18 protein-coding genes are annotated in these 25822 nt (G+C 69.8%); 13 read left to right on the top strand and 5 right to left on the bottom strand.

Annotation, left to right across the window (positions count from 1 at the left end; all coding sequences use genetic code 11):
• The first annotated feature begins 18 nt into the window (after nt 1–18).
• Nucleotides 19–936: an ABC transporter permease subunit gene (locus ABKW26_RS08585; RefSeq protein ID WP_348592768.1), complete on the top strand. Its 918-nt coding sequence runs from the start codon at nt 19–21 to the stop codon at nt 934–936.
• Complete coding sequence (locus ABKW26_RS08580; RefSeq protein ID WP_348592702.1) at nt 933–1910, top strand: carbohydrate ABC transporter permease; 978 nt, start codon at nt 933–935, stop codon at nt 1908–1910. The genes ABKW26_RS08585 and ABKW26_RS08580 overlap by 4 nt, the downstream gene beginning before the upstream one ends.
• On the opposite strand, the gene ABKW26_RS08575 is transcribed toward ABKW26_RS08580, so the two are convergent.
• Complete coding sequence (locus ABKW26_RS08575; RefSeq protein WP_348592700.1) at nt 1900–2922, bottom strand: LacI family DNA-binding transcriptional regulator; 1023 nt, start codon at nt 2920–2922, stop codon at nt 1900–1902. The two genes, ABKW26_RS08580 and ABKW26_RS08575, sit on opposite strands and share 11 nt — an antisense overlap.
• Nucleotides 2923–2999: 77 nt before the next feature.
• Complete coding sequence (locus tag ABKW26_RS08570; RefSeq protein WP_348592698.1) at nt 3000–5651, bottom strand: glycoside hydrolase N-terminal domain-containing protein; 2652 nt, start codon at nt 5649–5651, stop codon at nt 3000–3002.
• Nucleotides 5652–5792: 141 nt separating this feature from the next.
• Here ABKW26_RS08570 and ABKW26_RS08565 point away from each other — a divergent pair, with 141 nt between their 5' ends.
• Together ABKW26_RS08565 and yicI are read left to right on the top strand one after the other, a co-directional pair.
• Nucleotides 5793–7835, top strand: coding sequence for a beta-galactosidase (locus tag ABKW26_RS08565; protein WP_348592696.1), 2043 nt, complete (start codon nt 5793–5795; stop codon nt 7833–7835).
• Nucleotides 7832–10126: an alpha-xylosidase gene (gene yicI / locus ABKW26_RS08560; RefSeq protein WP_348592694.1), complete on the top strand. Its 2295-nt coding sequence runs from the start codon at nt 7832–7834 to the stop codon at nt 10124–10126. Before ABKW26_RS08565 ends, yicI begins: the two co-directional genes overlap by 4 nt.
• Before the next feature lie 37 nt (nt 10127–10163).
• Here the strand turns inward: yicI and ABKW26_RS08555 are convergent, their stop codons facing one another.
• The 3 genes from ABKW26_RS08555 to ABKW26_RS08545 form a co-directional block, all read right to left on the bottom strand.
• A complete protein-coding gene (locus tag ABKW26_RS08555) occupies nt 10164–11462 on the bottom strand; it encodes an AGE family epimerase/isomerase (protein WP_348592692.1) in 1299 nt (432 codons plus the stop codon).
• Complete coding sequence (locus ABKW26_RS08550) at nt 11459–12496, bottom strand: acetylxylan esterase (RefSeq protein WP_348592690.1); 1038 nt, start codon at nt 12494–12496, stop codon at nt 11459–11461. The genes ABKW26_RS08555 and ABKW26_RS08550 overlap by 4 nt, the downstream gene beginning before the upstream one ends.
• Before the next feature lie 85 nt (nt 12497–12581).
• Nucleotides 12582–13859 (bottom strand): ROK family transcriptional regulator, encoded by a 1278-nt coding sequence (locus tag ABKW26_RS08545; RefSeq protein WP_348592688.1) that lies wholly within the window; start codon nt 13857–13859, stop codon nt 12582–12584.
• Nucleotides 13860–14150: 291 nt separating this feature from the next.
• On the opposite strand from ABKW26_RS08545, the gene ABKW26_RS08540 reads away from it, so the two are divergent.
• The 9 genes from ABKW26_RS08540 (at nt 14151) to nrdE (ending at nt 25815) form a co-directional block, all read left to right on the top strand.
• A complete protein-coding gene (locus tag ABKW26_RS08540) occupies nt 14151–15464 on the top strand; it encodes an ABC transporter substrate-binding protein (protein WP_348592687.1) in 1314 nt (437 codons plus the stop codon).
• A 71-nt stretch (nt 15465–15535) separates the two neighbouring features.
• Nucleotides 15536–16492, top strand: a complete 957-nt coding sequence (locus ABKW26_RS08535; protein ID WP_348592686.1) for a sugar ABC transporter permease — start codon at nt 15536–15538, stop codon at nt 16490–16492.
• The gene (locus tag ABKW26_RS08530; RefSeq protein ID WP_348592684.1) at nt 16489–17310 is read left to right on the top strand and encodes a carbohydrate ABC transporter permease; all 822 of its coding nucleotides are present in this window, start codon (nt 16489–16491) and stop codon (nt 17308–17310) included. The genes ABKW26_RS08535 and ABKW26_RS08530 overlap by 4 nt, the downstream gene beginning before the upstream one ends.
• A 46-nt stretch (nt 17311–17356) precedes the next feature.
• Nucleotides 17357–19906, top strand: a complete 2550-nt coding sequence (locus ABKW26_RS08525; protein WP_348592682.1) for a sugar-binding domain-containing protein — start codon at nt 17357–17359, stop codon at nt 19904–19906.
• A gap of 51 nt (nt 19907–19957) precedes the next feature.
• A complete protein-coding gene (locus ABKW26_RS08520; protein WP_348592680.1) occupies nt 19958–20842 on the top strand; it encodes a substrate-binding domain-containing protein in 885 nt (294 codons plus the stop codon).
• A gap of 55 nt (nt 20843–20897) precedes the next feature.
• A complete protein-coding gene (locus tag ABKW26_RS08515) occupies nt 20898–22361 on the top strand; it encodes a GH1 family beta-glucosidase (protein ID WP_348592766.1) in 1464 nt (487 codons plus the stop codon).
• A 632-nt stretch (nt 22362–22993) separates the two neighbouring features.
• Complete coding sequence (gene nrdH, locus ABKW26_RS08510; protein WP_348592678.1) at nt 22994–23239, top strand: glutaredoxin-like protein NrdH; 246 nt, start codon at nt 22994–22996, stop codon at nt 23237–23239.
• Between the two features lie 45 nt (nt 23240–23284).
• Nucleotides 23285–23701, top strand: a complete 417-nt coding sequence (gene nrdI / locus ABKW26_RS08505) for a class Ib ribonucleoside-diphosphate reductase assembly flavoprotein NrdI (RefSeq protein WP_348592676.1) — start codon at nt 23285–23287, stop codon at nt 23699–23701.
• Nucleotides 23671–25815 (top strand): class 1b ribonucleoside-diphosphate reductase subunit alpha, encoded by a 2145-nt coding sequence (nrdE, locus tag ABKW26_RS08500; protein ID WP_348592674.1) that lies wholly within the window; start codon nt 23671–23673, stop codon nt 25813–25815. Before nrdI ends, nrdE begins: the two co-directional genes overlap by 31 nt.
• Nucleotides 25816–25822 lie beyond the last annotated feature (7 nt).

The following is a 25822-nucleotide window of genomic DNA, read 5'->3' as shown; positions in this document are numbered from 1 at the left end:
AGGAAGCCCCGCCCGGCAGTGCGCAAGATCAAGCTCTCGACGCGGCTCAAGCGGGACCGCTCGATGCTCCTCATGACGCTCCCGGCTGTCCTGCTGCTCGTCGTGTTCGCCTACATCCCCATGATGGGGAACGTCATCGCGTGGCAGAAGTTCTCGCCGTACACGGGGTTCTTCTTCAGCCCGTGGGTGGGGTGGGAGAACTTCGTGCGGGTGTTCTCGAACCCGCAGTTCCTCAACGCGGTCGAGAACACGCTGTTCATCACGCTCTTCCAGATCGTCTTCTACTTCCCGGTGCCGATCGTCCTCGCGCTGCTGCTCAACTCGGTGCTCAGCCCTCGGCTCAAGACGTCGATCCAGGCGATCGTCTACCTCCCGCACTTCTTCTCCTGGGTGCTCGTCATCACGATCTTCCAGCAGATGTTCGGCGGTGCGGGCCTCATCTCGCAGGCGCTGCGTGCCGCCGGTCGTGAGCCGCTGACGATCATGAGCAACCCGGACACGTTCCTCGTGCTCGTGACCTCGCAGGCGATCTGGAAGGACGCCGGCTGGGGGATCATCATCTTCCTCGCCGCGCTGAGCACGGTCGACCCCTCGCAGTACGAGGCCGCGGCCGTCGACGGTGCCGGGAAGTGGCGTCGGATGTGGCACATCACGCTGCCCGCGCTCCGGCCCGTCATCATCCTGCTGCTCATCCTGCGGCTCGGTGACGCGCTCACCGTCGGCTTCGAGCAGCTCTACCTCCAGCGGGACGCCGTGGGCGCGGCGCGCTCGGAGGTCATCGACACGTACGTGTACTTCCAAGGTGTCCAGTACGGGGACTGGGGCTTCGCAGCTGCCGCAGGACTCATGAAGGGCGTCGTGAGCCTCGCGCTCGTGCTCGGCGCCAACAAGCTGGCGCACGTCTTCGGCGAGGCAGGGGTGTACAAGAAATCATGAGCACAGCGACCAGTGACGTGACCAAGCCGCTCGACACGATCGTCGGCGGACCGGTGCCCGTGAAGCGGCGTCGACGCTCGAAGCACCGCCCGGCGTGGGAGGAGCCCGCAGGCCCGGTCGGGCTCGCCGTCAAGGGGATCGCGCTGACGGTCGTGGCCGGTGTGGTGCTCATCCCGCTCTACTCGATCGTCCTCACCTCGATGTCGTCGAAGGCGACGATCTCCGCGGCCGGCGGCATGGTCTTCGTGCCCGGCGAGATCACGTTCGACGCCTACGTCCAGCTCGTCAACGGCGGAGTCGTCGGGCGAGCGGCCCTCGTGAGCATCGGGATCACGGTCGTCGGGACGATCATCTCGACCATCGTCTCCGCCATGGCGGCCTACGGGCTCTCCCGCCCCGGGACCCTGTGGCACCGGCCGATCCTCTTCGTGTTCCTCGTGACGATGTTCTTCGGCGCCGGCCTCATCCCGACCTACCTCTGGGTGAGCAACCTCGGCCTCATCAACAGCTATTGGGCGCTCATCCTGCCCGGTGCTGTCTCGGCCTTCAACGTCCTCATCATGCGGAACTTCTTCATGGGCATCGACGGCGGGATCCTCGAGGCGGCACGGATCGACGGCGCGAGCGACGCCCGCATCCTCTGGCAGATCGTCATGCCGATCTCGAAGGCCGTGACCGCGGTCATCGCGCTCTTCTACGGCGTCGGCTACTGGAACGCGTTCTTCAACGCCGTCCTCTACATCCGCGACACGGAGAAGTGGCCGCTGCAGATGGTGCTGCGGGCGTACGTGCTCCAGGGCCAGCCCATCCCGGGCTCGGGAGGGACGTCGGTCGACGTCGCGACGGGCGACATCGCGAGCCTCTCGGTGAAGATGGCCGTCATGGTCCTCGCCCTCGTCCCGGTCCTCGTCGTCTACCCGTTCGTGCAGCGGCACTTCACGAAGGGCATCATCTTCGGCGCCATCAAGGGCTGAGCCGGACCGCCTGTCGCGGGGGTCCTGTCGTCCCGCGATCGGTGAGCTGGGGGGTCAGCAGGCGCGTCTCGACGGGTTGCACCTCGTCGAGACGCGCCATCGCCATCTCCACGGCGACCCGACCGATCGCCGGGGCGGGGATGTCGATCGACGTGAGCGGTGCGGGCTGCGCGACCGCGACGTCCGGAGGGCAGAGGGCGACGAGAGAGACGTCGCCCGGGATGCTCAGGCCGCGGTCCTTGAGCGCCGTGACGACGTAGGGGAGCGCGACCTCGTTGTGGACGACGACAGCGGTGATGTCGGGCATCTCCTCGAGCAGCCGTGCGACGGCCTGGCCGGCACCGGTCTGCGACGACTCGCAGGGGACGGCCGCGACGTCGACGCCGAGCTCCGCGCCCTCGGCGCGGAACCCGCGCAGGAGGCGTTCGGCATAGGTCGTGTGGCGCTCGAGGACGACGTGCGGCGAGCCGAGGAGGCCGATGCGCGAGTGGCCCAACGATGCCAGGTGCCGCACCGCGAGGTGACCGGCGCCGTCGAAGTCGAGGTCGACACAGCTCAGGCCCTGCGACTGCCGGGGCAGGCCGATGAGGATCGTCGGCTGGCGCAGCCCGGCGAGGACGGGGATGCGTGGGTCGTCGGCCTCGATGTCCATCATGATGAGGGCGTCGACCATCGAGCCGCTCGCCACCCGGTCGAGGCCCGCCGCGTCGTCCTGGGTGAGCAGCAGGACGTCGTGCTCGAACGACCGCGCGCTCGTGACGACGCCGGCGACGAACTGCATGATGACGTTGACGTTGACGTCCACGCGCAGCGGTGCCATGAGGGCGATGACGTTCGTCCGGTTCGACGCGAGAGCGCGCGCCCCGGCGTGCGGGCGGTAGCCGAGCTCCCGGATCGCCTTCTCCACCCGGTGACGCGTCGGGGCCGAGATCGGCCGCTTGCCGCTCAGCACGTAGGAGACGGTGGACGTCGAGACGCCTGCCGCCCGTGCAACGTCGTCGATGGTGGCCACGGGTGGTCGCTCCTTCGGTTCTTGGGTCTGGTCGCTGGTCGTGCTCGTCGAGCGGGGTGCCGGGTGCTCGCGTCCCGTCAGCCTAGTGTCGAGCAGTCGATCTGCAGGTCGTGGTCGAGCCGGAGCGCCGTGCCGGGGTCGAGGTGCACCACCGCGGACCGGCCGCCGTAGCGCACCTCGACCGGTGCCGTCGCACGGGCGCTCGTGGCGGAGACCAGGGTGACCTGCGTGAGCAGGCCCGCGGACCACTCGAGGTCGACGACCACGCCGCCGCGCGCTCGCAGGCCGCGCACGGAACCGCTCGGCCACGCGGACGGGAGCGCCGGGAGCAGGTGCAGGCCGCCGGCGTGGCTCTGCAGGAGCATCTCCGTCACTGCGGCGACGTAGCCGAGGTTCCCGTCGATCTGGAACGGCGGGTGCGCGCTGAAGAGGTTGGGGTAGAGGCCGCCGCGGTGCGCACCGCCGGGCTGGTCGTCCGTCGGGACGGGCCGCAGGCAGCGCAGGAGGGTGTCGTGGGCCTGCTCGGCGTCGTGCAGGCGGGCCCAGAGCGCCGCGCGCCAGGCGAGGGCCCAGCCCGTCGACTCCGGGCCGCGGAGCTCGAGGGTCCGGCGGGCCGCGCGCGCGAGGGCGGGGGTCCGCTCCGGGGTGATCTGGCCGAGCGGGTAGAGGCCCACGAGGTGCGAGGTGTGGCGGTGGTCCGGCTCGGCCTCGGGCAGCTCCGCGGACCACTCGAGGAGCTCACCGCGCGCGCCGACCTGAGGGTCGGGAAGGCCCGCCACCGCCTCCTCGAGCCGGTCCAGCCACGGCGGAGCGACGCCCAGGGTGAGGGCGGCGGTGCGACAGCGCAGCGCGAGATCGCGCAGGAGCGCGACGTCCATCGTGCTCGACGTCGACGCCGCGGCCGGCAGCCCGTCCGCAGCGACGAACGTGTTCTCCGGTGACGTCGACGGTGAGGTCCTCGTCCGGGAGGCGCCGCGCGCAGGGTCCGGGACGATCCAGTCGAGCGCGAAGGCTGCGCAGGACTCCAGGACGGGCCACGCCTCGCGGAGGAAGGTCAGGCCCGACGAGGCAGCAACGGATGACGGGTCCGTGCCCGTCGTACCCGCTGTGCCCGTCGTACCTGCTGTGCCCGCCGTGCCCGTCGCGCAGGCGAAGTCGACGTGGTCCCACAGGTGCCGCGCGAGCCAGACGCCACCGAGAGGCCAGAACGACCAGGAGACGTCGCCGGACCCGGCACCGACGGGGGTCGCGTGGCCCCACCTGTCGGAGTTGTGGTGCAGCACCCACCCGCGTGCCCCGTAGAGCGTTCGCGCGGCGAGCGCGCCCGGGCCGCGAGAGGCGGCGGCGACCCAGTCGAGGAGGGGGCGGTGGCACTCCGCGAGGTTCGCCGTCTCGGCCGCCCAGTAGTTCATCTCGGTATTGATGTTCAGCGTGTAGTTCGAGCTCCACGGCGCCGGGAGCTCGTCGTTCCACAGGCCCTGGAGCGTCATCGGGCTCCCGCCGGGCCGGGAGCCCGAGACGAGGAGGTACCGGCCGAGGTGGAAGACGAGAGCCGCGCGGTCGAGCGCCGCCTGGTCGGGCGATACATCGTCAGACGCCCCGTCGCCGGTGCCGCCGCCGTTCTCGGCGGCGTCTGCGGTCTCGAGCGCGAGGGTGACCCGGTCGTACAGCTCGGCGTGGGCGGCGCGGTGCGCGGCGTAGAGGTGCTGGCTGCCGAGGGCGGCGGCGTGCTCGGCGCGGTCCCGGGCGTCGAGCGCGGTGCGCCGCAGGTCGTCGAGGTCGCCGGGCCGGCTCGTGACTCCTGCGGCGAGGACGAGCACGACGCGCTCGCCGGGGGCGAGGCGGACCCCCACCTCGGTCGGGTGTCTGGGGACCGGGTTCCCGGCAGCGTCCTCGACGCGGGAGGCGAGCGCCGAGGTGCCGAAGCGCGCCCGTGCCGAGTCGTACCTGACGTGCTCGGCGGTCTCCTCGTGCGCGGGTGCGACGTCAACGGGCAGCTCGACAGAGAGAGCGGTCGTCCAGCCGGCAGGCGTCGCGCCGGTCTCGCTCTGGTCGGTGCCCGTGGTCGCAGGTGCGTCCGGGAGCCGGGAGCCGAGGTCGACGGTGACGTCGAGCGCCAGCGTCGTGCCGTTGTGGACGGTGTGCACGAGCACGTCGTGGGCGCGCGACGTCCAGGTGGTGTGGCGCGCGACCCCGTCGGCTCCCGGGACCGAGTACTCGTGGCCTGCTCGCGCGGTCGCGAGGCAGAGCCAGCGGCGGTAGCCGATCTCTCCGGGCCGTGCGCCGTCCCGTGGTCGCCGGTCCTCGTCGGCCGGGTGGACGTCGACGGTGAGGTCGACGAAGGGCAGGAACGCCTGGCTGTGCGTCGACTGCATGCGCTGGAGCGTGGCCTCGGCCGCCCGGACGTCTCCGGCGTCGAGGGCGGAGCGGGCGCTCGCGAGGAGCGTGGGGCCGTCGTTGTCGTGCACGGGCATCTGGGTGGCGGAGCGAGGAGAGCCTGACCAGGCGTCTGCGTGGTTGACCTGCAGCCGCTCGCCGCCGGGGGTGGGGCCCGCGGCGAGGGCACCGTAGCTCACCGCACCCAGCGAGCCGTTCCCAAGCGCAAGCGCTTCGATCCAGGTCGACGCAGGCTCGGAGCGATGCGTCGCATGGGTGCGGTCGGTCACCGGATCGGGCGGTCTCTCTGAGGACAGGGCTGGATAGGGGCCGTCCGTCGGTGCCTGTGCCATCGTCTCTGACCTCGTCGTCGTCGCGCGTCCTGATGGTGGACACGAAGGTCCGCAGGACGCTACCGTGTTGAACCGCTTCGACGATACACTTCGACGAACGCCAGGTCACCGAGAATCGCCTGGAAGCCGGACCAAGGAGCAATGGTGCACCAGAGGAACCGACCGTCCCCGGACGGCACGGAGGCGCGAGGACTGAGCGGCCTGACCGCCGAGCACGGGCTGCTCTACGGCGGCGACTACAACCCCGAGCAGTGGCCGGAGACCGTCTGGGAGGACGACGTCACCCTCATGCGGGACGCAGGCGTCTCCCTCGTCACCGTGGGCGTGTTCAGCTGGGCGCAGCTCGAGCCGAGCCCAGGCGCGCGGGACTTCGGGTGGCTCGACCGTGTCCTCGATCTCCTGCACACCCACGGCATCGCGGTCGACCTCGCCACGCCCACCGCGTCCCCGCCGCCGTGGATGGGGCACCGGTGGCCCGAGACGCTCCCGGTCGACGCCGACGGCGTCCGACTGGCCTACGGCTCGCGGAACCAGTTCAGCCCTGCGTCCGCCGTCTATCGTCGCTTCGCGCGTGAGATCACGCGCGACCTCGCCGAGCGCTACGCGACCCACCCGGCCGTGCGGATGTGGCACGTGGGCAACGAGCTCGGCCAGGTCTGCCGCTCGGACGAGAGCGCCCAGGCCTTCCGGGCGTGGCTCCGCGCCCGTTACGGCACGCTCGACGATCTCAACGAGGCGTGGGGAACGACCTTCTGGAGCCAGCGCTACGACGAGTGGGACGAGATCATCCCGCCGCGCCGGGCGCCGTACCTCATCAACCCGACGCAGGAGCTCGACTTCCGCCGCTACAGCTCCGACGCCCTGCTCGAGGTCTACCGGGAGCAGCGGGACATCATCCGCAGCATCGACCCGGTGACACCCATCACCACGAACTTCATGGGCTTCTTCCCGCTCGTCGACTACTGGTCCTGGGCAGGCGACCTCGACGTCGTCGCGGACGACGCCTATCCGGACCCGACCGACCCGGACGCGCCGAGCACCGCGGCGCTGACCCAGGACCTCATGCGGTCGCTCGGGTCGGGCGCGCCGTGGCTGCTCATGGAGCAGGCCGTGAGCTCCGTGAACTGGCGCGACCACAACGTGCCGAAGTCGCCGGACCGGATGCGGCTCGAGTCCCTCCAGGCGGTCGCTCGCGGCGCGGACGGCATCTGCTTCTTCCAGTGGCGTGCGTCGCGTGCCGGCGCCGAGCGGTTCCACTCGGCGATGCTCCCGCACGCGGGACCGGACACGGACGTGCACCGCGGGATCCGTCGGCTCGGTGCCGACCTGCGCGCGCTCCGTGCCGTGGTCGGGACCCGCGTCGACGCCCGGGTCGCGATCGTCTTCGACTGGTCGAGCTGGTGGGCTGCGGAGGAGGCTGCGCGGCCGACGACCCGCCTCCAGGTCCTCGACCAGGTGCGCTCCTGGTACCGCCCGCTGTGGGAGCGCGGCATCGCGGTCGACCTCGTGCACCCGAGCCACGACCTCGGCGACTACGCGCTCGTGCTCGCCCCGAACCTCTACCTCCTCGGCGACGACGACGCCCGTGCGCTCGACGCGTACGTCGCCGACGGCGGTGCGCTCGTCGTCGGGCCGTTCTCCGCCGTCGCGACCCCGGACGCGCACGTGCGTACGGGGCGCTTCCCCGTACCGCTCGCCGACGTCGTCGGGGTCTCGGGCGAGGAGTGGTTGCCGCTGCCCGAGCAGGGGACCACCCTCGGGTCGGAGCTCCTTGGTCCCGTGCACGTGAAGGACTATGCCGAGCGGCTGCGCGCGCACGGCGCACGCGTCGTGGCCCACCACGGCGAGGGCGCCCCGCTGGGCCTCGCCGGCACGCCGGCCGTGACGGTGCACGACCACGGCGACGGGAGCGCCTGGTACGTCGGGGTGCTCCTCCCCGAGAGAGCGACCGCTGCGCTCCTCGGCGACGTCTGCGCCGCACAGGGCATCGACACGACGGGCTACCCCGGCGTCGAGTCCGTCCGGCGCGGCGACCTGCACTTCCTCCTCAACCACAGCGACACCGCTGTCACCGTGAACCTCCCCCCGGGAGAGGTCACCGATCTGCTCACCCTGAGCGACCACCGCGACGAGATCGTCGTCGGCCCGGTGGACGCTGTCGTTCTCATCGAGAGGTCCGCATGAAGTTCACCGACGGCTACTGGCTCGTCCTGCCCGGGACGACCATCCTGCGTCCCCAGTCCGCCGCAGACGTCACGGTCGAGGACGACCGTCTCACCGTCTACGCGCCGACCGCACCGATCACGAGCCGAGGTGACACCCTCAACCGGCCGCAGGTCACCGTGACCTTCGACGCCCCGATGGACGACGTCATCGGCGTCCGGGTCGAGCACTTCCAGGGCGTCAGCGCTCGCGGACCCGCGTTCGAGATCCACCGGGAGCCCGGGGACTGCAAGGTCGTGGCTCCGCAGACCGAGGGCGGGTCGACCGCCCACATCACGTCCGGTGCCCTGCGCGCGGACGTGAGCGCGAGCGGGGCGTGGGGCGTCGACTTCGTCGCCGACGGTCGCGTGCTCACGTCCTCGACCCCCCGCAGCGTCGGGATCGTCTCGCGGGACGACGGCAGCCGATACGTGTACGAGCAGCTCGCGCTCGGGGTCGGCGAGCACGTGTACGGGCTGGGCGAGCGCTTCGGTGCGTTCGTCAAGAACGGGCAGAGCGTCGACATCTGGAACGAGGACGGCGGGACCGCGAGCGACCAGGCGTACAAGAACGTCCCGTTCTACCTCTCCGACGCGGGGTACGGCGTGTTCGTCGCGCACCCCGACCGGGTCTCGTTCGAGGTGGGCACCGAGGTCGTGTCCCGCACGCAGTTCAGCGTCGAGGGGCAGCACCTGCAGTACTACGTCATCTACGGGCCGACTCCCAAGGAGATCCTCCGCAAGCTCACGGCGCTCACCGGCCGGCCGGCGCGTGTTCCGGCGTGGTCCTACGGGCTGTGGCTCTCGACGTCGTTCACCACGGACTACGACGAGCAGACCGTCACCTCGTTCATCGACGGGATGGCGGACCGGGAGATCCCGCTGAGCGTCTTCCACTTCGACTGCTTCTGGATGCGCCAGTTCCACTGGTGCGACTTCGTCTGGGACCCGGCGACGTTCCCCGACCCCGAGGGGATGCTCGCCCGGCTGCGCGCGAAGGGCCTGCGGATCTCGGCGTGGATCAACCCGTACATCGCGCAACGGTCCTACCTCTTCGCCGAGGGCAGGGAGCTCGGCTACCTCGTCACGACGCCGAGCGGCGACGTGTGGCAGTGGGACATGTGGCAGGCGGGCATGGCCCTTGTCGACTTCACCAATCCCGACGCGACGGCCTGGTACTGCTCGAAGCTCAAGGTGCTGCTCGACATGGGGGTCGACTGCTTCAAGACGGACTTCGGCGAGCGCATCCCCACCGACGTCGTGTGGCACGACGGCTCCGACCCGCAGCGGATGCACAACTACTACGCCCACCTGTACAACAAGGCGGTCTTCGACCTCCTGCGCACGGAGCGCGGCGAGGGTGACGCCGTCCTCTTCGCGCGGTCGGCGACGGCCGGTGGGCAGCAGTTCCCGGTCCACTGGGGCGGCGACTGCGAGTCGACCTTCGTGTCGATGGCGGAGTCGCTGCGCGGCGGCCTCTCGCTCGCGCTGAGCGGTTTCGCCTACTGGAGCCACGACATCGGGGGCTTCGAGGGCACGCCCGACCCCGCGGTCTTCAAGAGGTGGGCGGCGTTCGGCCTGCTCTCGTCGCACAGCCGGCTGCACGGCTCGGACTCCTACCGTGTGCCCTGGGTGTTCGACGAGGAGGCCGTCGAGGTGACGCGATCCTTCACGCGGCTGAAGATGTCCCTCATGCCGTACCTGGCGAGGCTGGGGGAGGAGGCCCACACCGAGGGGACCCCGCTCATGCGGCCGATGGTCCTCGAGCTCCCGCACGACCGCACGGCCGCGACCGTCGACACGCAGTACATGCTCGGCGACAGCCTCCTCGTCGCACCCGTGTTCTCAGCCGAGGGGGACGTCCGGTTCTACGTCCCCGAGGGGACGTGGACGCACCTGCTCTCGGGCGAGACGTTCGCCGGTCCTCGCTGGTTCGAGGGGCGCTACGGCTTCGACTCCTTGCCGCTCCTCGTCCGACCGGGCACGGTCCTCCCCGTCGGTGCGACCTCGGACCGCCCGGACTACGACTGGGCCGACGGCGTGACCCTGCGCCTGTTCGAGATCGCCGACGGACACCGCAGCACGGTGCGCATCCCCGACGCGCAGGACCCCTCGCGCGCTGCGGCGGTGTTCGAGGTCGAGCGCTCGGGCGAGACGGTGACCGTGCGCCGGAGCTCCGGCGCGGAGCGGCCGGCTCCGTGGCGGGTGCAGCTCGGGGACCACGTGGTGGTCCCGGACGACCTCGCCGGTTCCGTCGAGGTCGTCCTCGGCTAGACGCCGCACGTGCCCGTGGGTGCTCGCACCTGCGGGATCAGGCGTGCCGGGCGGGTCGCAGGGGGATCAGCCCGGCACGCAGCGCCGTCGCGAGCGACGGTGTGAGCGGCGCCTGCGGGACGAGGGTCGCCTGGAAGGCGTGGTAGAGGTCCGGCTTCCCGGGCCACACCGCAGCGGACGGGGTGTTCGTCGCGTCGAGCTCGTGGTGCCAGGAACCGTGCACGGGGTCGATGAAGACGTCCTCCGCGTGCCCCCACCAGCGGGCATAGTCGAGCGCGTACTCCTCGTCGCCCGTGGCCCGGAAGAGCGCTGCGGCGGCGCCGATCGCCTCGGCCGCCACCCAGTGCATGCGCGTCTCCACCACAGGGGTCCCGGCCCAGTCGGTCGTGTACACGAAGCCGTGCGCGCCTGTGCTGCTCGCACACCAGCCGTCCTCGATCGCGCGGGCGTAGAGCGCACGCGCCGCAGGCACGGTCCAGTCGGGCGCGTCGGTCCCGAGCGCCGCGTCGAGGTGCAGGAGGAGACGGGACCACTCGATGCCGTGGCCGACGGTGGCGCCGTACGGCTTGAACGGGTCGTCGGGCGAGTCGGCGTTGAGGTCGAGGAGCGGCACCCACGCCTCGTCGAAGTGCTCGGGGATCCGCCAGTCGTGGAGCGGCGCCCAGTCGCAGGCGACGTACCGGGCGATCCCCAGCGCTCGTTCCGTCCAGCGGCGGTCTCCGGTGACGTCGCCCGCCGCGAGGAGCGCCTCGACCGAGTGCATGTTCGCGTTGACGCCGCGGTAGGGGTCGAGGGTCGACCAGCTCGCGTCCCACTCGTCGACGTGCAGGCCGGACCTGGAGTCGAAGAACCGCTCGTCGAGGACTGCGAGCGCGTCGGCGAGGAGCTCCTCGGCCCCGTCGAGCCCTGCCGCGGCGCCGGTGCTCGCGGCGAGCACGACGAACGCGTGCGCGTACGCGCTCTTCGAGTCGTCGACCGTGCCGTCCGCGGCGATCGAGGCGAACCACCCACCGTGCACGTCGTCGTGCAGGCGCCCGCGGAGCGCGTCGAGGGCGGCCTGGGCCCGGCGCGCGGAGCCGGGGACGCCCATGAGGTGCCCGAGGCCGTAGACGTGCACGGTCCGGCACGTGATCCAGGTGAAGACCGGCTGCGTCGCGTCGACGACGCCGTCGTCCCCGAGCCACCCGGCGCCGCCGGCGCTCGACCCGACGTCGCGTCCGAACGCGAGCAGGTCGTGGGCGTGGCCGGTGAGCCACACGCGGTGGAGGTCGCTGTCGAGCCACGTCGGCTGCGGCGGGGTCGGCGAGCCGGTGTGGGGAGGCGCGGTCGTGGTCACAGGGGTGCTCCGGCTGTCTCGGTGGCGGACGGGAGGCGGACGAGCCCGGCGCGCTGACGCAACCAGAGGATCTGCTCGGCGAGCTGGTAGCCCTGGCCGCCCTCGTGCTGGTTGAAGGGGTACACCTCGATCGAGGTGTCGACGGCGGCGCCCGCCGCGGCGGCACGCGAGCCGTAGTGGTTGTACGCGCTGTAGACGGTGGACGGCGGGCAGATGGGGTCCATGAGCGCGACGGAGAAGAGCGCCGGCGCGGTGGCACGGCGGGCGTGGTTGACGCCGTCGACGTAGGAGAGCGTGCGGAAGGCCTGCTCGGCGTGCTCCCGGTGGACCGAGAGGTACGTGGTGATCTCGCCGTAGGGGTCGGTGTCGACGAGCGAGACGGCGCGCCGGTAGTTGCAGAGGAACGGGACGTCCGGCATGACGGCGAGGAGGTCCGGGACGAGCCCGGCGACGGCGAGGGCGATCCCGCCTCCCTGGCTGGCGCCGCCGACCGCGACACGCGTGGCGTCGACGCGTGGGTTGTCGCGCAGCGCCTCGACGGCCCGGACGGCGTCGGTGAACACGCGCCGGTAGTAGTGCTCGGCCGGGTCGAGGATGCCGCGGGTCATGAAGCCGGGTGCGGCCGGTCCGCTGCCCACGGGGTCGGGGGTGTCGCCGCCGTGGCCCCACCGGCTGCCCTGCCCGCGCGTGTCCATGAACAGGTGCGCGAAGCCTGCGGCCGCCCACACGAGATGGTCGTGGGGTAGCCCGCGCCCGCCGCCGTAGCCGTTGTACGTGACGATGCCCGGCAGGTCGGTGCCGCTGCGCGGGAGCGTGAGCCAGGCGTTGATGCGGTGGCCGTCGAAGCCGCTGAAGGAGACGTCGAAGATCTCGACGAGGTCGAGCCCTGCGTCGACCGGTGTCGCGCGGACGTCGATCGGGAAGGATCGCGTCGCGGTGAGCGTGGCGGACCAGAACTCGTCGAAGTCTGCCGGCTCGTCGACGTCGGGCAGGTAGGTGGTCAGTGCGGTGGCGTCGAGATCGTAGAAGGCCATGGGCGTCTCCTGACGTCCGGGGGTGCCGGGCGTGCGCGTGGTGGTCGGGTGGGTGGGCAGCGGCGTGAGGGTGCGGCGGGAGCGTCTACCGGGAGAGCGAGCTGAGCTCGGAGCGAGGGCTCCCGTCGCGGTCGACGGTCGTCAGGGGGGTGACGCGCTGGGGGACGAGCTCGGACTGGAGGACCATCGCGGCGCCGCCGATCGCGGGCGCGGTGTCGGCCGCGTGCGAGAGGCGGACGTCGACGGGGTGGCTCGTGCGCGCGAAGAAGGACTGCTCGAGCAGCTCGCGGACGGCGGGGACGTAGATGTGGCTGGCGGCCGCGAAGCTCGCTCCGGTGAGGACGAGGAGCCGCACGTCGAGGAGGTTGACGATCGTGTGCGCGGCGACGGCGAGGTATCGCGCGGAGCGTTCGAGGATCTGCCGTGCGCCGACGACGCCGTTGCGCGAGGCGCGGGCGATCGCGGCGAACTGCATGGCGATGGAGGCGCCCTCGGGGAGCCGGTCGAGCCCGGCTGCCTGGGCGACGCGGGCGTCGGCGCGAGCAGCCTCGACGACGGCGGCGGGCCCGGCGAGGACCTCTGCGCACCCGCGCATCCCGCACCAGCACACCGGGCCGTCGATGTTGAGGCTCGTGTGGCCGATCTCTCCGGCGTTGCCGCTCGCTCCGCGGTAGGCGACGCCGTCGAGGAGGACGCCGGCGCCGATGCCGGTCCCCATGTACAGGGCGGCGAAGGTCGTCTCGCCGCTCGTGCCGCCGGACCAGTACTCGCCGATGGCCGAGGCGGTGGCGTCGTTGTCGAGCAGCACGGGGAGGCCGGTGAGGATCTCGAGCTCGGTGTCGAGCGGGAAGTCTTCCCAGGACCGCATGAACGGGGGTGTGCGGTTCATCCCGTTGGTCGAGGTCAGGGGGCCGGGGGAGACGAGGCCGAGACCGAGGATCTTGGAGCGGTCGACGCCGATGCCCGTGATGAGGAGGTCGATCTCGCCGGCCATGCGCTCGAGCACCTGGGCCGGCTCTGCGTCGCCGGGGCCGGGGCGTGTCATGCGGGCGACCGGGGCGCCGGCGAGGTTGGTCACGGCGTAGGTGATGCCGGAGTGGTCGAGGTGTGCGCCGACGGCGTAGCGGGCCGACGGGTTGAGCTCGAGGAGGACCCGGGGCTTGCCGCCGGTCGACTCTGCGCGGCCGATCTCGACGACGAGGTCCTCGTCGAGGAGGCGTCGGACGACCGTGGAGACCGTCGCTCCCGTGAGTCCTGTGACGCGGGTGAGCCCGACGCGGCTGATGGTGCCCGCTGCCCGGATCGCGTCGAGCACCGCGGAGGTGCTCGCCCCGGGGTGGCGCTTCGGTTCTGGTCCGCTCACAGCTCTCCCTCTCACGACCGTCTGTGGACACGATAGCGAGAAGCTGCCGGGTTCTGACCGACAGCTGCTGCGTCTCCTCACACTTACTTTATTCGGCTGCTTAAGAATGTGGCAAGGGCGCGGGGCGACCGACGCCGCAAGAGTTGCGTTTCGGACACGGACGGACCTCGAGGTGTTGACTTACTTTCTTCATCTGCTTAAGAATGTCGTCCAGGGCCGCTCACGGCCTCGGCCCTCCGGGGTCACAGGCTCCCTCGGCACACAGCAGTGCCGACGCAGAGAGGATCAACGATGTTCCCTCACTCACGACGCAGGCGAGCGGCCGCGTTCACCGCCCTGGCCTCGGTCATCGGCCTCACGGCCGCGTGCTCCGCCGACAGCGGCGAGTCGAACGACGACGGCGTCATGGCCGGCGACATCACCGTGCTGACGTGGCGCACCGACCTCCTCGAGGACGGCACCCTCGACGGCTACAAGGCGGAGTTCGAGAAGAAGTACCCCGACATCACGGTCGAGTTCGAAGGCATCACGGACTACGAGGGCGAGGTCCGCACCCGCATGAACACCGAGGACTACGGCGACGTCCTCGGGATCCCCGGGACCATCACCCCCGAGCAGCTCCCCGACTTCTTCGAACCGCTCGGCACCACCGAGGAGCTGGCGAAGGAGTACCGCTTCATCAACGACAAGTCCTACGACGGCAACGGATACGGCATCGCCGTGGTCGGCAACGCCCAGGGCCTCGTCTACAACACGAAGGTCTGGGCCGAGGCGGGCGTCACGGACCTGCCGACCTCGCCGGAGGAGTTCCTCGACGCGCTCGACGCCATCGCGACCACCACCGACGCGATCCCCCTCTACACGAACTACGCCGCCAACTGGCCGGTCACGCAGTGGGACGCCCACCGCGGCTCGATCACGGCCGACGAGGAGTTCAACCGCTCGCTCCCTGAGGACGACGCCCCGTGGAGCGAGGGCAAGGACCTCTACGTCATCGACTCCCTCCTCTGGGACGCCGTCGAGGGCGGATACATCGAAGAAGACCCGACGACCACGGACTGGGAAGCGTCCAAGGGCATGCTCGGCTCGGGCAAGATCGCCACCATGGCGCTCGGGTCCTGGGCCATCGGCCAGATGCAGGACGCCGCCGACGACCCTGCGGACATCGGCTACATGCCGTTCCCGAACCAGGTCGACGGCACGTTCCACTCGATCATCGGGGGCGACTACAACCAGGCGATCAACGTCCACTCCGAGCACAAGGAGGAGGCGCGCGCCTGGATCGACTGGTTCAACGCCGAGTCCGGCTACGCCGAGTCGCAGGGCGGCCTCTCGCCGCTCCTCGATGGTGACATGCCCGAGACTCTCGCGGACTTCGAAGCCCTCGGGGACGACCTCGTCTACCTCGAGCAGCTCCCGGCCGAGCCCGGCAAGGAGACCCTCGTGACGGACATCGACAACGCGGCCGAGATCGGCCTCCAGAAGGAGATCTACCGCAAGGCGCTCATCGACGCCGCCCGCGGCCAGACGGACGAGACCAAGGACGAGTTCTTCGACGACCTCAACACCCGCTGGGCCGAGGCCCGCGCAGACGTCATGAGCTGACCGGCAGCACCTGGAACGCCGGAACCCGGAATGCACGATGTCGTGTGTCGCACGAGGTGGGAGAACGACGAATGACAAGCACACGTGAGCTGGCGCAGCCGCCGGCCCGACCGCTGCTGAAGAAGAAGAGCGCCCTCCTCACCTCGAGACGTCGCCGGACGGGATGGGGGTGGCGAGGGACCCCGTACGTGTTCCTCGCCCTCCCCGTCCTCCTGCTCGTCCTGTTCACCTACGTCCCCGTGGCGAACATGTTCTGGTACTCCCTCACGGACTGGGACGGCCTCGACAAGACGAAGACCTTCGTCGGCATCGACAACTACGTCTCCGTCTTCACACGGCCCGAGCTCTTCCGGGTGTTCTTCGTCAGCCTCTACTACTTCGCCGCGTCGTTCATCCAGATGGCGCTCGCCCTGTACTTCGCGACGATCCTCAGCTTCAGCACGCGGTTCCGGAACCTCTTCAAGGGGATCCTCTTCTTCCCCTATCTCGTCAACGGCGTGGCGATCGGCTTCATCTTCTTGTACTTCTTCCGGCCCGACGGCACGCTCGACGCGCTGCTGGACATCGTCGGCCTCGGTGACCTCAGCCGCCCGTGGCTCGGCGACCGCGACGTCGTGAACTTCTCGCTCGCGAGCACCTCGATCTGGCGGTACATGGGCCTGAACTTCGTGCTCTTCCTCGGGGCGATCCAGTCGATCCCGAACCAGCTCTACGAGGCGGCGGAGCTCGACGGCGCGAACCGGTGGCAGCAGTTCCGCTTCATCATCGCGCCGGGGATCAAGCCGATCATCGGCCTGTCCTTCATCCTCGCGATCTCCGGGAGCCTCGCCGTGTTCGAGATCCCCTTCATCATGACCGGCGGCTCCAACGGGTCCGAGACCTTCGTCATCCAGACGGTGAACTCCGCGTTCAAGTTCTCGAAGGTCGGCCTCGCCTCGGCGATGGCCGTCGTCCTCCTCGCGATCGTCCTCGTCATCACCTGGATCCAGCGCAAGCTCGTCCCCGAAGAGAAGGTGAACCTCACGTGACCGCGCTCTCCGCGAAGACGGGCAAGTACCTGTCCCTGGTCCTCGCCTCCATCCTCACCCTGCTGCCGATCGTCGTCATCGTCATGGCGTCGTTCAAGACGACCGACGAGTTCCAGGACAGCGGTCCGTTCGACCTCCCCGGCAGCCTGAGCTTCGCCAACTACGTGACGGCGTTCACCAAGGGTCGGATGCTCGAGGCGTTCGTCAACACGACGTTCATCCTGCTCGTCTCGGTCACCGGCACGATCATCATCGGGACGATGGCGGCATACGCCCTCGACCGATTCGAGTTCCGGTTCAAGAAGACTGTCGTCGTCGCGTTCCTCCTGGCGACCCTCGTGCCGGGCGTCACGACGCAGGTGGCGACCTTCCAGGTGGTGAACAACCTCGGACTGTTCAACACCCGGGGCGCGGTCATCGCGCTCTTCCTCGGCACGGACATAGTCTCGATCTACATCTTCATCCAGTTCATGCGGAGCATCCCCAAGGAGCTCGACGAGGCCGCGGTGCTCGACGGCGCGAACCACCTGACGATCTACCGCAGGATCATCCTGCCGCTGCTCAAGCCGGCGATCGCGACGGTGATCATCATCAAGGGCATCGCGATCTACAACGAGTTCTACATCCCGTTCCTCTACATGCCCGGTCGCGACCTCGGGGTCATCTCGACCTCCTTGTTCCGGTTCAAGGGTCCGTTCGGGGCACAGTGGGAGATCATCGCAGCAGGCGTCATCATCGTCATGATCCCGACGCTCATCGTCTTCCTCGCCCTGCAACGGTTCATCTACAACGGATTCACGTCGGGCGCCACGAAGTAGTCCGCCCAACCACGACCACGACCCAGCGATCCAGGAGCGATCACCGATGATCAGCGAGACCTTGCACGACGGCTGGACCCTCCGCGCGACCCATGGCCCCGTGCCCGCCGAGATCGTCGGGCGCACCGTCCCGGCCCAGGTCCCGGGCACCGCGCACACCGACCTCCTGGCCGCCGGCCTCATCTCGGACCCCTACCTCGACCTCAACGAGCGAACCCTCGAGTGGATGCATCGGACCGCCTGGCGCTACGAGCTGACGTTCCACACCGATCCCGCGGGCCTCCACGAGCACCTCGACCTCGCGTTCGACGGAATCGACACGGTCGCCCGCGTGAGCCTCAACGGGAGCGAGATCGGCAGCACCGCCAACCAGCACCGGTCCTACCGCTTCGACGTCACGTCCCTCGTCCGTCCGGGCGAGAACCACCTGGTCGTCGACCTGCGCCCGGCCGTCGAGCACGCCGAGGAGCAGTCCGATGCGCTCGTGCTGCGCCCGCGTGCCTACGACCACCCCTTCAACATGGTCCGCAAGATGGCCTGCAGCTTCGGGTGGGACTGGGGACCCGACCTCCAGACCGCCGGGCTCTGGAAGCCGGTCCGGATCGAGCGGTGGTCCTCGGCCCGCCTCGCTCAGGTCCGTCCCCTCGTCACGGTCGACGAGCACGGGACAGGGCACGTCCACGTCCACGTCGACCTCGACCGGACGTCGTCCGCGGGCCTCGACCACCACGGCGACACCGTGGTCACCGCCGCGCTCGCAGCCGCGCACGGGCTCGGCGACCACGTCGCGACGGTCGCGCTCGGTCCCGACGCCCGCTCGGCCGTCGTGCACGTGGAGGTTCCCGGCGCTCCGCTGTGGTGGCCGGTCGGCTACGGCGAGCACCCGTTGTTCGACCTCGAGGTCACGCTCGGGACCACAGACGGCGACCGGCTCGACTCCTACTCCCGGCGCGTCGGGTTCCGCACGGTCGAGCTCGACACCACGCCGGACGCGACGGGCACTCCGTTCACGCTCGTGATCAACGGGCAGCCCGTGTTCGTCAAGGGCGCCAACTGGATCCCGGACGACCACCTCCTCACACGGATCACGCGCGACCGCGTCGCCCGACGCGTCGACCAGGCGATCGACGCGAACATGAACCTCCTGCGGGTCTGGGGTGGCGGGATCTACGAGACCGAGGACTTCTACGACGTGTGCGACGAGCGCGGCGTGCTCGTCTGGCAGGACTTCCTGCTCGCGTGCGCGGCATACCCCGAGGAAGAACCGCTGTGGAGCGAGCTCGAGGCGGAGGCTCGGGAGAACGTCGCCCGGCTCACACCGCACGCGTCGCTCGTCGTGTGGAACGGCGGGAACGAGAACCTCTGGGGCTTCATGGACTGGGGCTGGCAGGAGGACCTCGCGGGCCGCACGTGGGGACAGCGCTACTACACCGAGCTGTTCCCGGCGATCGTCGCCGAGCTCGACCCCACCCGCCCGTACTGCGACGGCAGCCCGTACAGCCCCGGATCCTCCGCCGACGTGGCCCAGGGCGCTCCGGCGATCCACCCCAACGACGAGAACCACGGGACGCGCCACGAGTGGGAGGTCTGGAACCGCCAGGACTACTCGGCGTACCGCGACGCCGTGCCGCGCTTCTGCTCGGAGTTCGGCTTCCAGGGCCCTCCGGCGTGGACGACCCTGACGCGCTCGATCCCTGCGGCGGCGCTCCACAAGGAGTCGCCGGAGTTCCTCCTCCACCAGAAGGCCGAGGATGGCAACGGCAAGCTCGACCGCGGCCTGGCACCGCACCTGCCCGTCCCCGAGACGTTCGAGGACTGGCACTGGATCACCCAGCTCAACCAGGCCCACGCCGTCGCCTTCGGCATCGAGCACTTCCGGTCCTGGTGGCCCCGCACGGCCGGCGCGATCGTCTGGCAGCTCAACGACTGCTGGCCTGTCACGTCCTGGGCGGCGATCGACGGCGACGAGCGGCCCAAGCCGCTCTTCTACGCGCTCCGCCACGCCTACGCCGACCGCCTCCTCACGGTGCAGCCGCGCGACGGTGCGCCGGCGCTCGTCGTCGTCAACGACTCCGCCGAGCGGTGGGTCGGGACGGTCGTCCTGCGACGCACGGACCTCGCCGGGACCGAGCTCGCCCGTGCGGAGATCGCCGTCGATGTCGAGGCGCGCGGGGCGATCACGCTCGCGTTGCCCGGCGAGCTCGTCTCGCCCGCTGACCCCACGCGCGAGGTGCTCGTCGCGGAGCTTGAGGGCGTGCGTACCGTCCACCGCTTCGTCGAGCCGAAGGACCTCGCCCTCGATCCTGACGCGCTCGGCGTGACCGTCCGGGCGACCGAGACCGGTCTGGCGATCGACGTCCGCGCCTCGAGCCTCGCGCTCGACGTCGCCGTGATGGCCGACCGGATCAGTCCCGAGGCGGTCGTCGACGACATGCTCGTCACGCTCCTCGCGGGGGAGTCCCGGACCTTCTCGGTGACCACCGCTGAACCCGTCGACCAGGCGCGGCTGGCCGAGCTCTCCGCGCCGGAGACGCTCGCTCTCGTCCTGCGGTCCGTCAACGGCTCGCTCCCTCGCCGGGCGGGTGCGAGGCGGTAGTGTCACCTGGACCGTCCGGCGCCGCCAGGGCGCCGGGATGCGAGGAGCGAGATGTCGAGCGACGCCACCACGGGTCAGTCAACGCCTCCGTCCCGACCGCACGGCGCCGTCGGGATGGTCCGCACGGCGTCCCGCCGGGTGGTGGGCGTCGAGCCCTTCTTCATGGAGTTCATCGCCGGAGCCGAGGAGATCCTCGCCGTCCACGACCTCTCGGTGCTCCTCGCCGTCGTCGCGGACGCCGGCGCCGAGCGGCACACCTACGAGCGCTGGGCCGAGTCGGACCTGGTCGACGCGGTGATGGTCGTCAACGTCCGTGAGGACGACGACCGACCGGCCCTCCTCGCGGCGCACGGCATCCCGTCGGTCATGGTCGGCCGGTGGGACGGCGAGCCGTCGCTGCCCGTCGTGCGTGCGGACGACGTCGCCGCGATGGAGGAGGCTGCCGGGTACCTTCTCGGGCTGGGGCACCGGGCCGTCGCCCACGTGACGGGTCCGAGCGCCTACCTCCACACGCAGGCCCGGGTCCGTGCCCTCGCGGAGGCGTGCGCGTCGTACGGTGTCGAGCCCGTGACGGTCGAGGGGGACTACTCGGACGACGCGGGGGAGCGGATCACCCGCGAGCTCCTCGCGCGCACGGCGCGGCCGACCGCCATCGTCTACGACAACGACGTCATGGCCGTCGCCGGGCTGCACGTGGCCCACGAGCTGGGCGTGCCGGTGCCGGGCGAACTCTCCCTGCTCGGCTGGGACGACTCGCGGCTGTGCCGTCTCACACAGCCGCCGCTGTCGACGATGAGCCTCGACGTCCACGAGATGGGCCGGCTCGTGGGAGCAGCGGTGCTCGAGACCATCGAGGGCCGTCCGCCGGTGCACGACGCGGTCCTCACAGCCCACCTCATCGTGCGGGGCTCGACCGGCGCCCCGGCGACCGCCTGACGACCTTCTGACCTCTCAACCGAACGAGCCAAGGAGCAACTCCATCGTGAACGCCGTGCCATCCGTCGAGCCGCAGGGGCTCGCCCACCACCGTCAGCTCCCCGCCGACTTCCTCTGGGGCTCCGCGACGGCGTCCTACCAGATCGAGGGGGCTGCCGACGAGGGCGGCCGCGGGAAGTCCATCTGGGACACGTACTCCCACACCCCGGGCAAGACCCTCAACGGGGACACCGGAGATGTCGCGGACGACCACTACCACCGGTGGGCCGAGGACGTCGAGCACATCCGCCGCCTCGGTCTCGGCGCCTACCGCTTCTCCATCTCGTGGTCGCGCGTCCAGCCGGGCGGCTCCGGGGACTTCAACGCCGAGGGCATCGCGTTCTACTCGACCCTCGTGGACGCGCTCATCGCCGCCGGCGTCAAGCCGGTCGTCACGCTCTACCACTGGGACCTGCCGCAGGAGCTCGAGGACGAGGGCGGGTGGACCAATCGCGCGACGGCCTACGCCTTCGCCGAGTACGCGCGACGCATGGCGGTCGAGCTCGGCGACCGGATCGACGTGTGGACCACGCTCAACGAGCCGTGGTGCTCCGCGTACCTCGGGTACGGCTCGGGCGTCCACGCCCCCGGGCGCACGGAGGCGGAGGGCGCGCTCAAGGCCGTCCACCACCTCAACCTCGCGCACGGCCTCGCCGGCCGGGCGATCCGCGAGGTCCTCGGCGAGAGCGCGAGGCTGTCGGTGACGCTCAACCTCCACGTCATCCGACCGTCCGACCCGTCGAGCGAGGCCGACGTCGACGCCGTCCGCCAGATCGACGCGCTCGCGAACCGCGCGTTCCTCGGCCCGATGCTCGACGGCGCCTACCCGGAGGACCTCCTGGCCGACACCGCGGCCGTGAGCGACTGGTCCTTCGTCGAGGAGGGGGACACCGCGATCGCGAACATCCCGCTCGACGTCCTCGGGATCAACTACTACTCGACCGTCCAGGTGCGGCGCGTGCCCGCCGGCGAGCCGGTGCTCGCGCGCAACGACGGGCACGGTGCGGCTGCGGCCACCCCGTGGATCGGCGTGACGGACATCGAGTTCGTCCAGCAGCCGGGCCCGTACACGGCGATGGGCTGGAACATCGAGCCGGCCGGCATGACCGAGCTGCTGCTGTCCGTGCACCGGGCGTACCCGGAGCAGCCGCTCATGGTCACCGAGAACGGCGCCGCGTTCCACGACGAGGTGAGCGCGGACGGTCGCGTCCACGACGCCGACCGCGTGTCCTACCTCCACGACCACATCGATGCGGTGGGCCGGGCGATCGATGCGGGCGCCGACGTCCGCGGGTACTTCGCGTGGTCCCTCCTCGACAACTTCGAGTGGGGCTACGGGTACGACCGTCGCTTCGGGATCATCCGCGTGGACTACACCACGCTCGAGCGCACGTGGAAGGACTCGGCGTTCTGGTACCGGTCCCTCGCGACGTCGGGCCGCCTCCCGGCGATCTCGGAGGTCGAGTACGCAGACCGCTGAGCCGTGCCGCGCCCGACGAGCCTCGGCTCGACGGCGACCGGCGCAGGTGTGACGTGCGACACGCCGTACGGTGCGGCGAGCGGGTGAAAAAGGTGAGCTCCACGGGGGTCGCCCACCGGCTGTGGACGAGGGTCGTCCACAGCCGGTGGGCGGCCCTCGTGCGTGGCGCGCGGTGCCCTGCGACCGGGTCGGCGCCAGCGCCTTCCGCCTGATGTCAGTGGTCCGGAGGAGACTGATGGAGTCGCTCGACGGGTGGCGTGCTCGACGCGGCGAGGGGTCGAGGCTGCTTGTCCACACGTCGTCCACAGGGTGTGCGACGCGTGTTGTCGGGTGTGCTCCACCGAACAGCGAATCGCAACACCTAGGGGTCGACCGCCGGCCTCACCCCTAGGTATAGTGGTTCAACGCCAGACGCCGAGAAGCGTCCGGGGGAATGACACAGACGTAGTTACAGGCACGTCGTTCGAGGTCACAGGCCGCATTCGGACTGTGCGGACCACACGACGACGCCGGCATCACGACGACCCGCACGACGACGACGGCATCACGACGACCCGCACGACGACGGCATCACGACGACCCGCACGACGACGACGGCTGCACGGCAGCCCTACAAACCCAGGAGACGGACTATGAGCATCACGGTCTACAGCAAGCCGGCGTGCGTGCAGTGCGACGCGACCTACCGGGCCCTCGACAAGAAGGGCATCGAGTACTCGATCGTCGACATCAGCCAGGACCCGGAAGCCCTGGAGATGGTGCGCGGCCTCGGCTACCTGCAGGCCCCCGTCGTCGTCGCGGGCAACGAGCACTGGTCCGGGTTCCGTCCCGACCAGATCAACGCCCTCGCAGCAAAGGTCTCCACCGCCGTCGCCTGATCGTGACGGACGGCCGCGAGCACCAGGAAGGACCGGTGGGCTGACATGGCGAACCTCGTGTACTTCTCGAGCACGTCCGAGAACACCCACCGGTTCGTGCAGCGGCTCGGGATCCCCGCCCAGCGCATCCCGGTCCGCCCCGCGGACGGCTTCCTCCGGGTCGACGAGCCCTACGTTCTCGTCGTCCCGACGTACGGCGGCGGCAACGAGGGCGGCGCCGTACCCCGCCAGGTCGTGAAGTTCCTCAACGACGAGCGCAACCGCTCGTTCATCCGCGGTGTCATCTCCGCCGGCAACACGAACTTCGGTTCGGCGTACTGCCTCGCCGGTGACATCGTCTCCACGAAGTGCCAGGTCCCGGACCTCTACCACTTCGAACTGCTCGGAACCACCGAGGACGTCGCGCGCGTCCGCGAAGGATTGGCTCAATTTTGGCTACGACAGCTACAGATCCCGGCCTAGACACAGGCCTCGACTACCACTCGCTCAACGCGATGCTCAACCTGTACGGGCCGGACGGGGAGATCCAGTTCGACAAGGACCGCCAGGCGGCGCGCGAGTACTTCCTCCAGCACGTCAACCAGAACACGGTCTTCTTCCACAGTCTCGACGAGAAGCTCGAGTACCTCGTGGAGAACAAGTACTACGACCCCCTGGTCCTCGCGAAGTACGACCGCGCGTTCGTCAAGTCGCTCTTCGACCTCGCGTACTCGAAGAAGTTCCGCTTCGAGACGTTCCTCGGCGCGTTCAAGTACTACACGTCCTACACGCTCAAGACCTTCGACGGGAAGCGCTACCTCGAACGCTTCGAGGACCGTGTCTGCATGGTCGCGCTCACCCTCGGCGACGGCGACGAGGCCCACGCGACGAACCTCGTCGAGGAGATCATCTCCGGGCGCTTCCAGCCCGCGACCCCGACGTTCCTCAACTCGGGCAAGGCGCAGCGCGGCGAGCCGGTCTCCTGCTTCCTCCTGCGCATCGAGGACAACATGGAGTCCATCGCGCGCGGGATCAACTCCGCGCTGCAGCTCTCCAAGCGTGGCGGCGGCGTCGCCCTCCTCCTGAGCAACATCCGTGAGCACGGCGCGCCCATCAAGCACATCGAGAACCAGTCCTCGGGCGTCATCCCCGTGATGAAGCTCCTCGAAGACTCCTTCTCCTACGCCAACCAGCTCGGTGCGCGACAGGGGGCAGGCGCGGTGTACCTCCACGCACACCACCCCGACATCATGCGGTTCCTCGACACCAAGCGTGAGAACGCCGACGAGAAGATCCGCATCAAGACGCTCTCGCTCGGCGTCGTCATCCCGGACATCACGTTCGAGCTGGCACGCAAGAACGAGGACATGTACCTCTTCTCCCCGTACGACGTCGAGCGCGTCTACGGACTCCCGTTCGCCGACGTCTCGGTGAGCGAGAAGTACCACGACATGGTTGACGACGCCCGGATCCGCAAGACGAAGATCAAGGCGCGCGAGTTCTTCCAGACCCTCGCCGAGCTGCAGTTCGAGTCCGGCTACCCGTACGTCATGTTCGAGGACACGGTCAACGCGGCGAACCCCATCAAGGGCAAGATCACGCACTCGAACCTGTGCTCGGAGATCCTCCAGGTCTCGACCCCGTCGACGTACAACGAGGACCTCTCCTACGCCGAGGTCGGCCGTGACATCTCGTGCAACCTCGGCTCGCTGAACATCGCGAAGACGATGGACTCGCCCGACTTCGCGAAGACGATCGACACGGCCATCCGTGGCCTGACCGCGGTCTCCGACCAGACGAGCATCGAGTCGGTCCCGTCGATCAAGCACGCGAACGAGCTCGGCCACGCGATCGGCCTCGGCCAGATGAACCTCCACGGCTACCTGGCCCGTGAGCGCATCTACTACGGGTCCGACGAGGGCATCGACTTCACGAACATGTACTTCTACACGGTGGCGTTCCACGCCATCGCGGCGTCGAACCGGCTCGCCATCGAGCGCGCTCGCGCGTTCGGCGGCTTCGAGGACTCGAAGTACGCGACGGGCGAGTACTTCGACAAGTACACCGAGAACGTCTGGGCGCCGGCGACCGAGCGCGTCGGCGAGCTGTTCGCAGCATCCGGCGTGCACATCCCGACGCAGGAGGACTGGCTGCAGCTCAAGGCCTCGGTCATGGAGCACGGCATCTACAACCAGAACCTCCAGGCCGTCCCGCCGACCGGGTCGATCTCCTACATCAACAACTCGACGTCCTCCATCCACCCGGTGGCGTCGAAGATCGAGATCCGCAAGGAGGGCAAGATCGGGCGCGTCTACTACCCGGCGCCCTACCTGACGAACGACAACCTCGAGTACTACCAGGACGCGTACGAGATCGGCTACGAGAAGATCATCGACACGTACGCTGCGGCGACGCAGCACGTCGACCAGGGCCTGTCGCTCACGTTGTTCTTCAAGGACACGGCGACGACCCGCGACGTCAACCGCGCGCAGATCTACGCGTGGCGCAAGGGCATCAAGACGCTCTACTACATCCGCCTGCGCCAGATGGCCCTCGAGGGGACCGAGGTGGAGGGTTGCGTCTCCTGCATGCTGTGACGCTCGA

The organism is Sanguibacter sp. 25GB23B1, from assembly GCF_040012415.1.
In the GTDB taxonomy this organism is placed as follows: Bacteria; Actinomycetota; Actinomycetes; order Actinomycetales; family Cellulomonadaceae; genus Sanguibacter.
Note: the sequence above shows the minus strand (reverse complement) of the source record. Positions and strands in the feature narration are given on the sequence as shown.

What these genes read in the sequence shown, in the direction of transcription:
- ABKW26_RS08580 (WP_348592702.1), top strand. Translation starts at nt 933, where the DNA reads ATGAGCACAGCGACCAGTGACGTGACCAAGCCGCTCGACACGATCGTC.
- ABKW26_RS08520 (WP_348592680.1), top strand. Translation starts at nt 19,958, where the DNA reads ATGTCGAGCGACGCCACCACGGGTCAGTCAACGCCTCCGTCCCGACCG.
- nrdH (WP_348592678.1), top strand. Translation starts at nt 22,994, where the DNA reads ATGAGCATCACGGTCTACAGCAAGCCGGCGTGCGTGCAGTGCGACGCG.
- ABKW26_RS08525 (WP_348592682.1), top strand. Translation starts at nt 17,357, where the DNA reads ATGATCAGCGAGACCTTGCACGACGGCTGGACCCTCCGCGCGACCCAT.
- ABKW26_RS08540 (WP_348592687.1), top strand. Translation starts at nt 14,151, where the DNA reads ATGTTCCCTCACTCACGACGCAGGCGAGCGGCCGCGTTCACCGCCCTG.
- ABKW26_RS08550 (WP_348592690.1), bottom strand. Translation starts at nt 12,496, where the DNA reads ATGGCCTTCTACGATCTCGACGCCACCGCACTGACCACCTACCTGCCC.
- ABKW26_RS08535 (WP_348592686.1), top strand. Translation starts at nt 15,536, where the DNA reads ATGACAAGCACACGTGAGCTGGCGCAGCCGCCGGCCCGACCGCTGCTG.
- nrdI (WP_348592676.1), top strand. Translation starts at nt 23,285, where the DNA reads ATGGCGAACCTCGTGTACTTCTCGAGCACGTCCGAGAACACCCACCGG.
- ABKW26_RS08570 (WP_348592698.1), bottom strand. Translation starts at nt 5,651, where the DNA reads ATGGCACAGGCACCGACGGACGGCCCCTATCCAGCCCTGTCCTCAGAG.
- ABKW26_RS08565 (WP_348592696.1), top strand. Translation starts at nt 5,793, where the DNA reads ATGGTGCACCAGAGGAACCGACCGTCCCCGGACGGCACGGAGGCGCGA.
- yicI (WP_348592694.1), top strand. Translation starts at nt 7,832, where the DNA reads ATGAAGTTCACCGACGGCTACTGGCTCGTCCTGCCCGGGACGACCATC.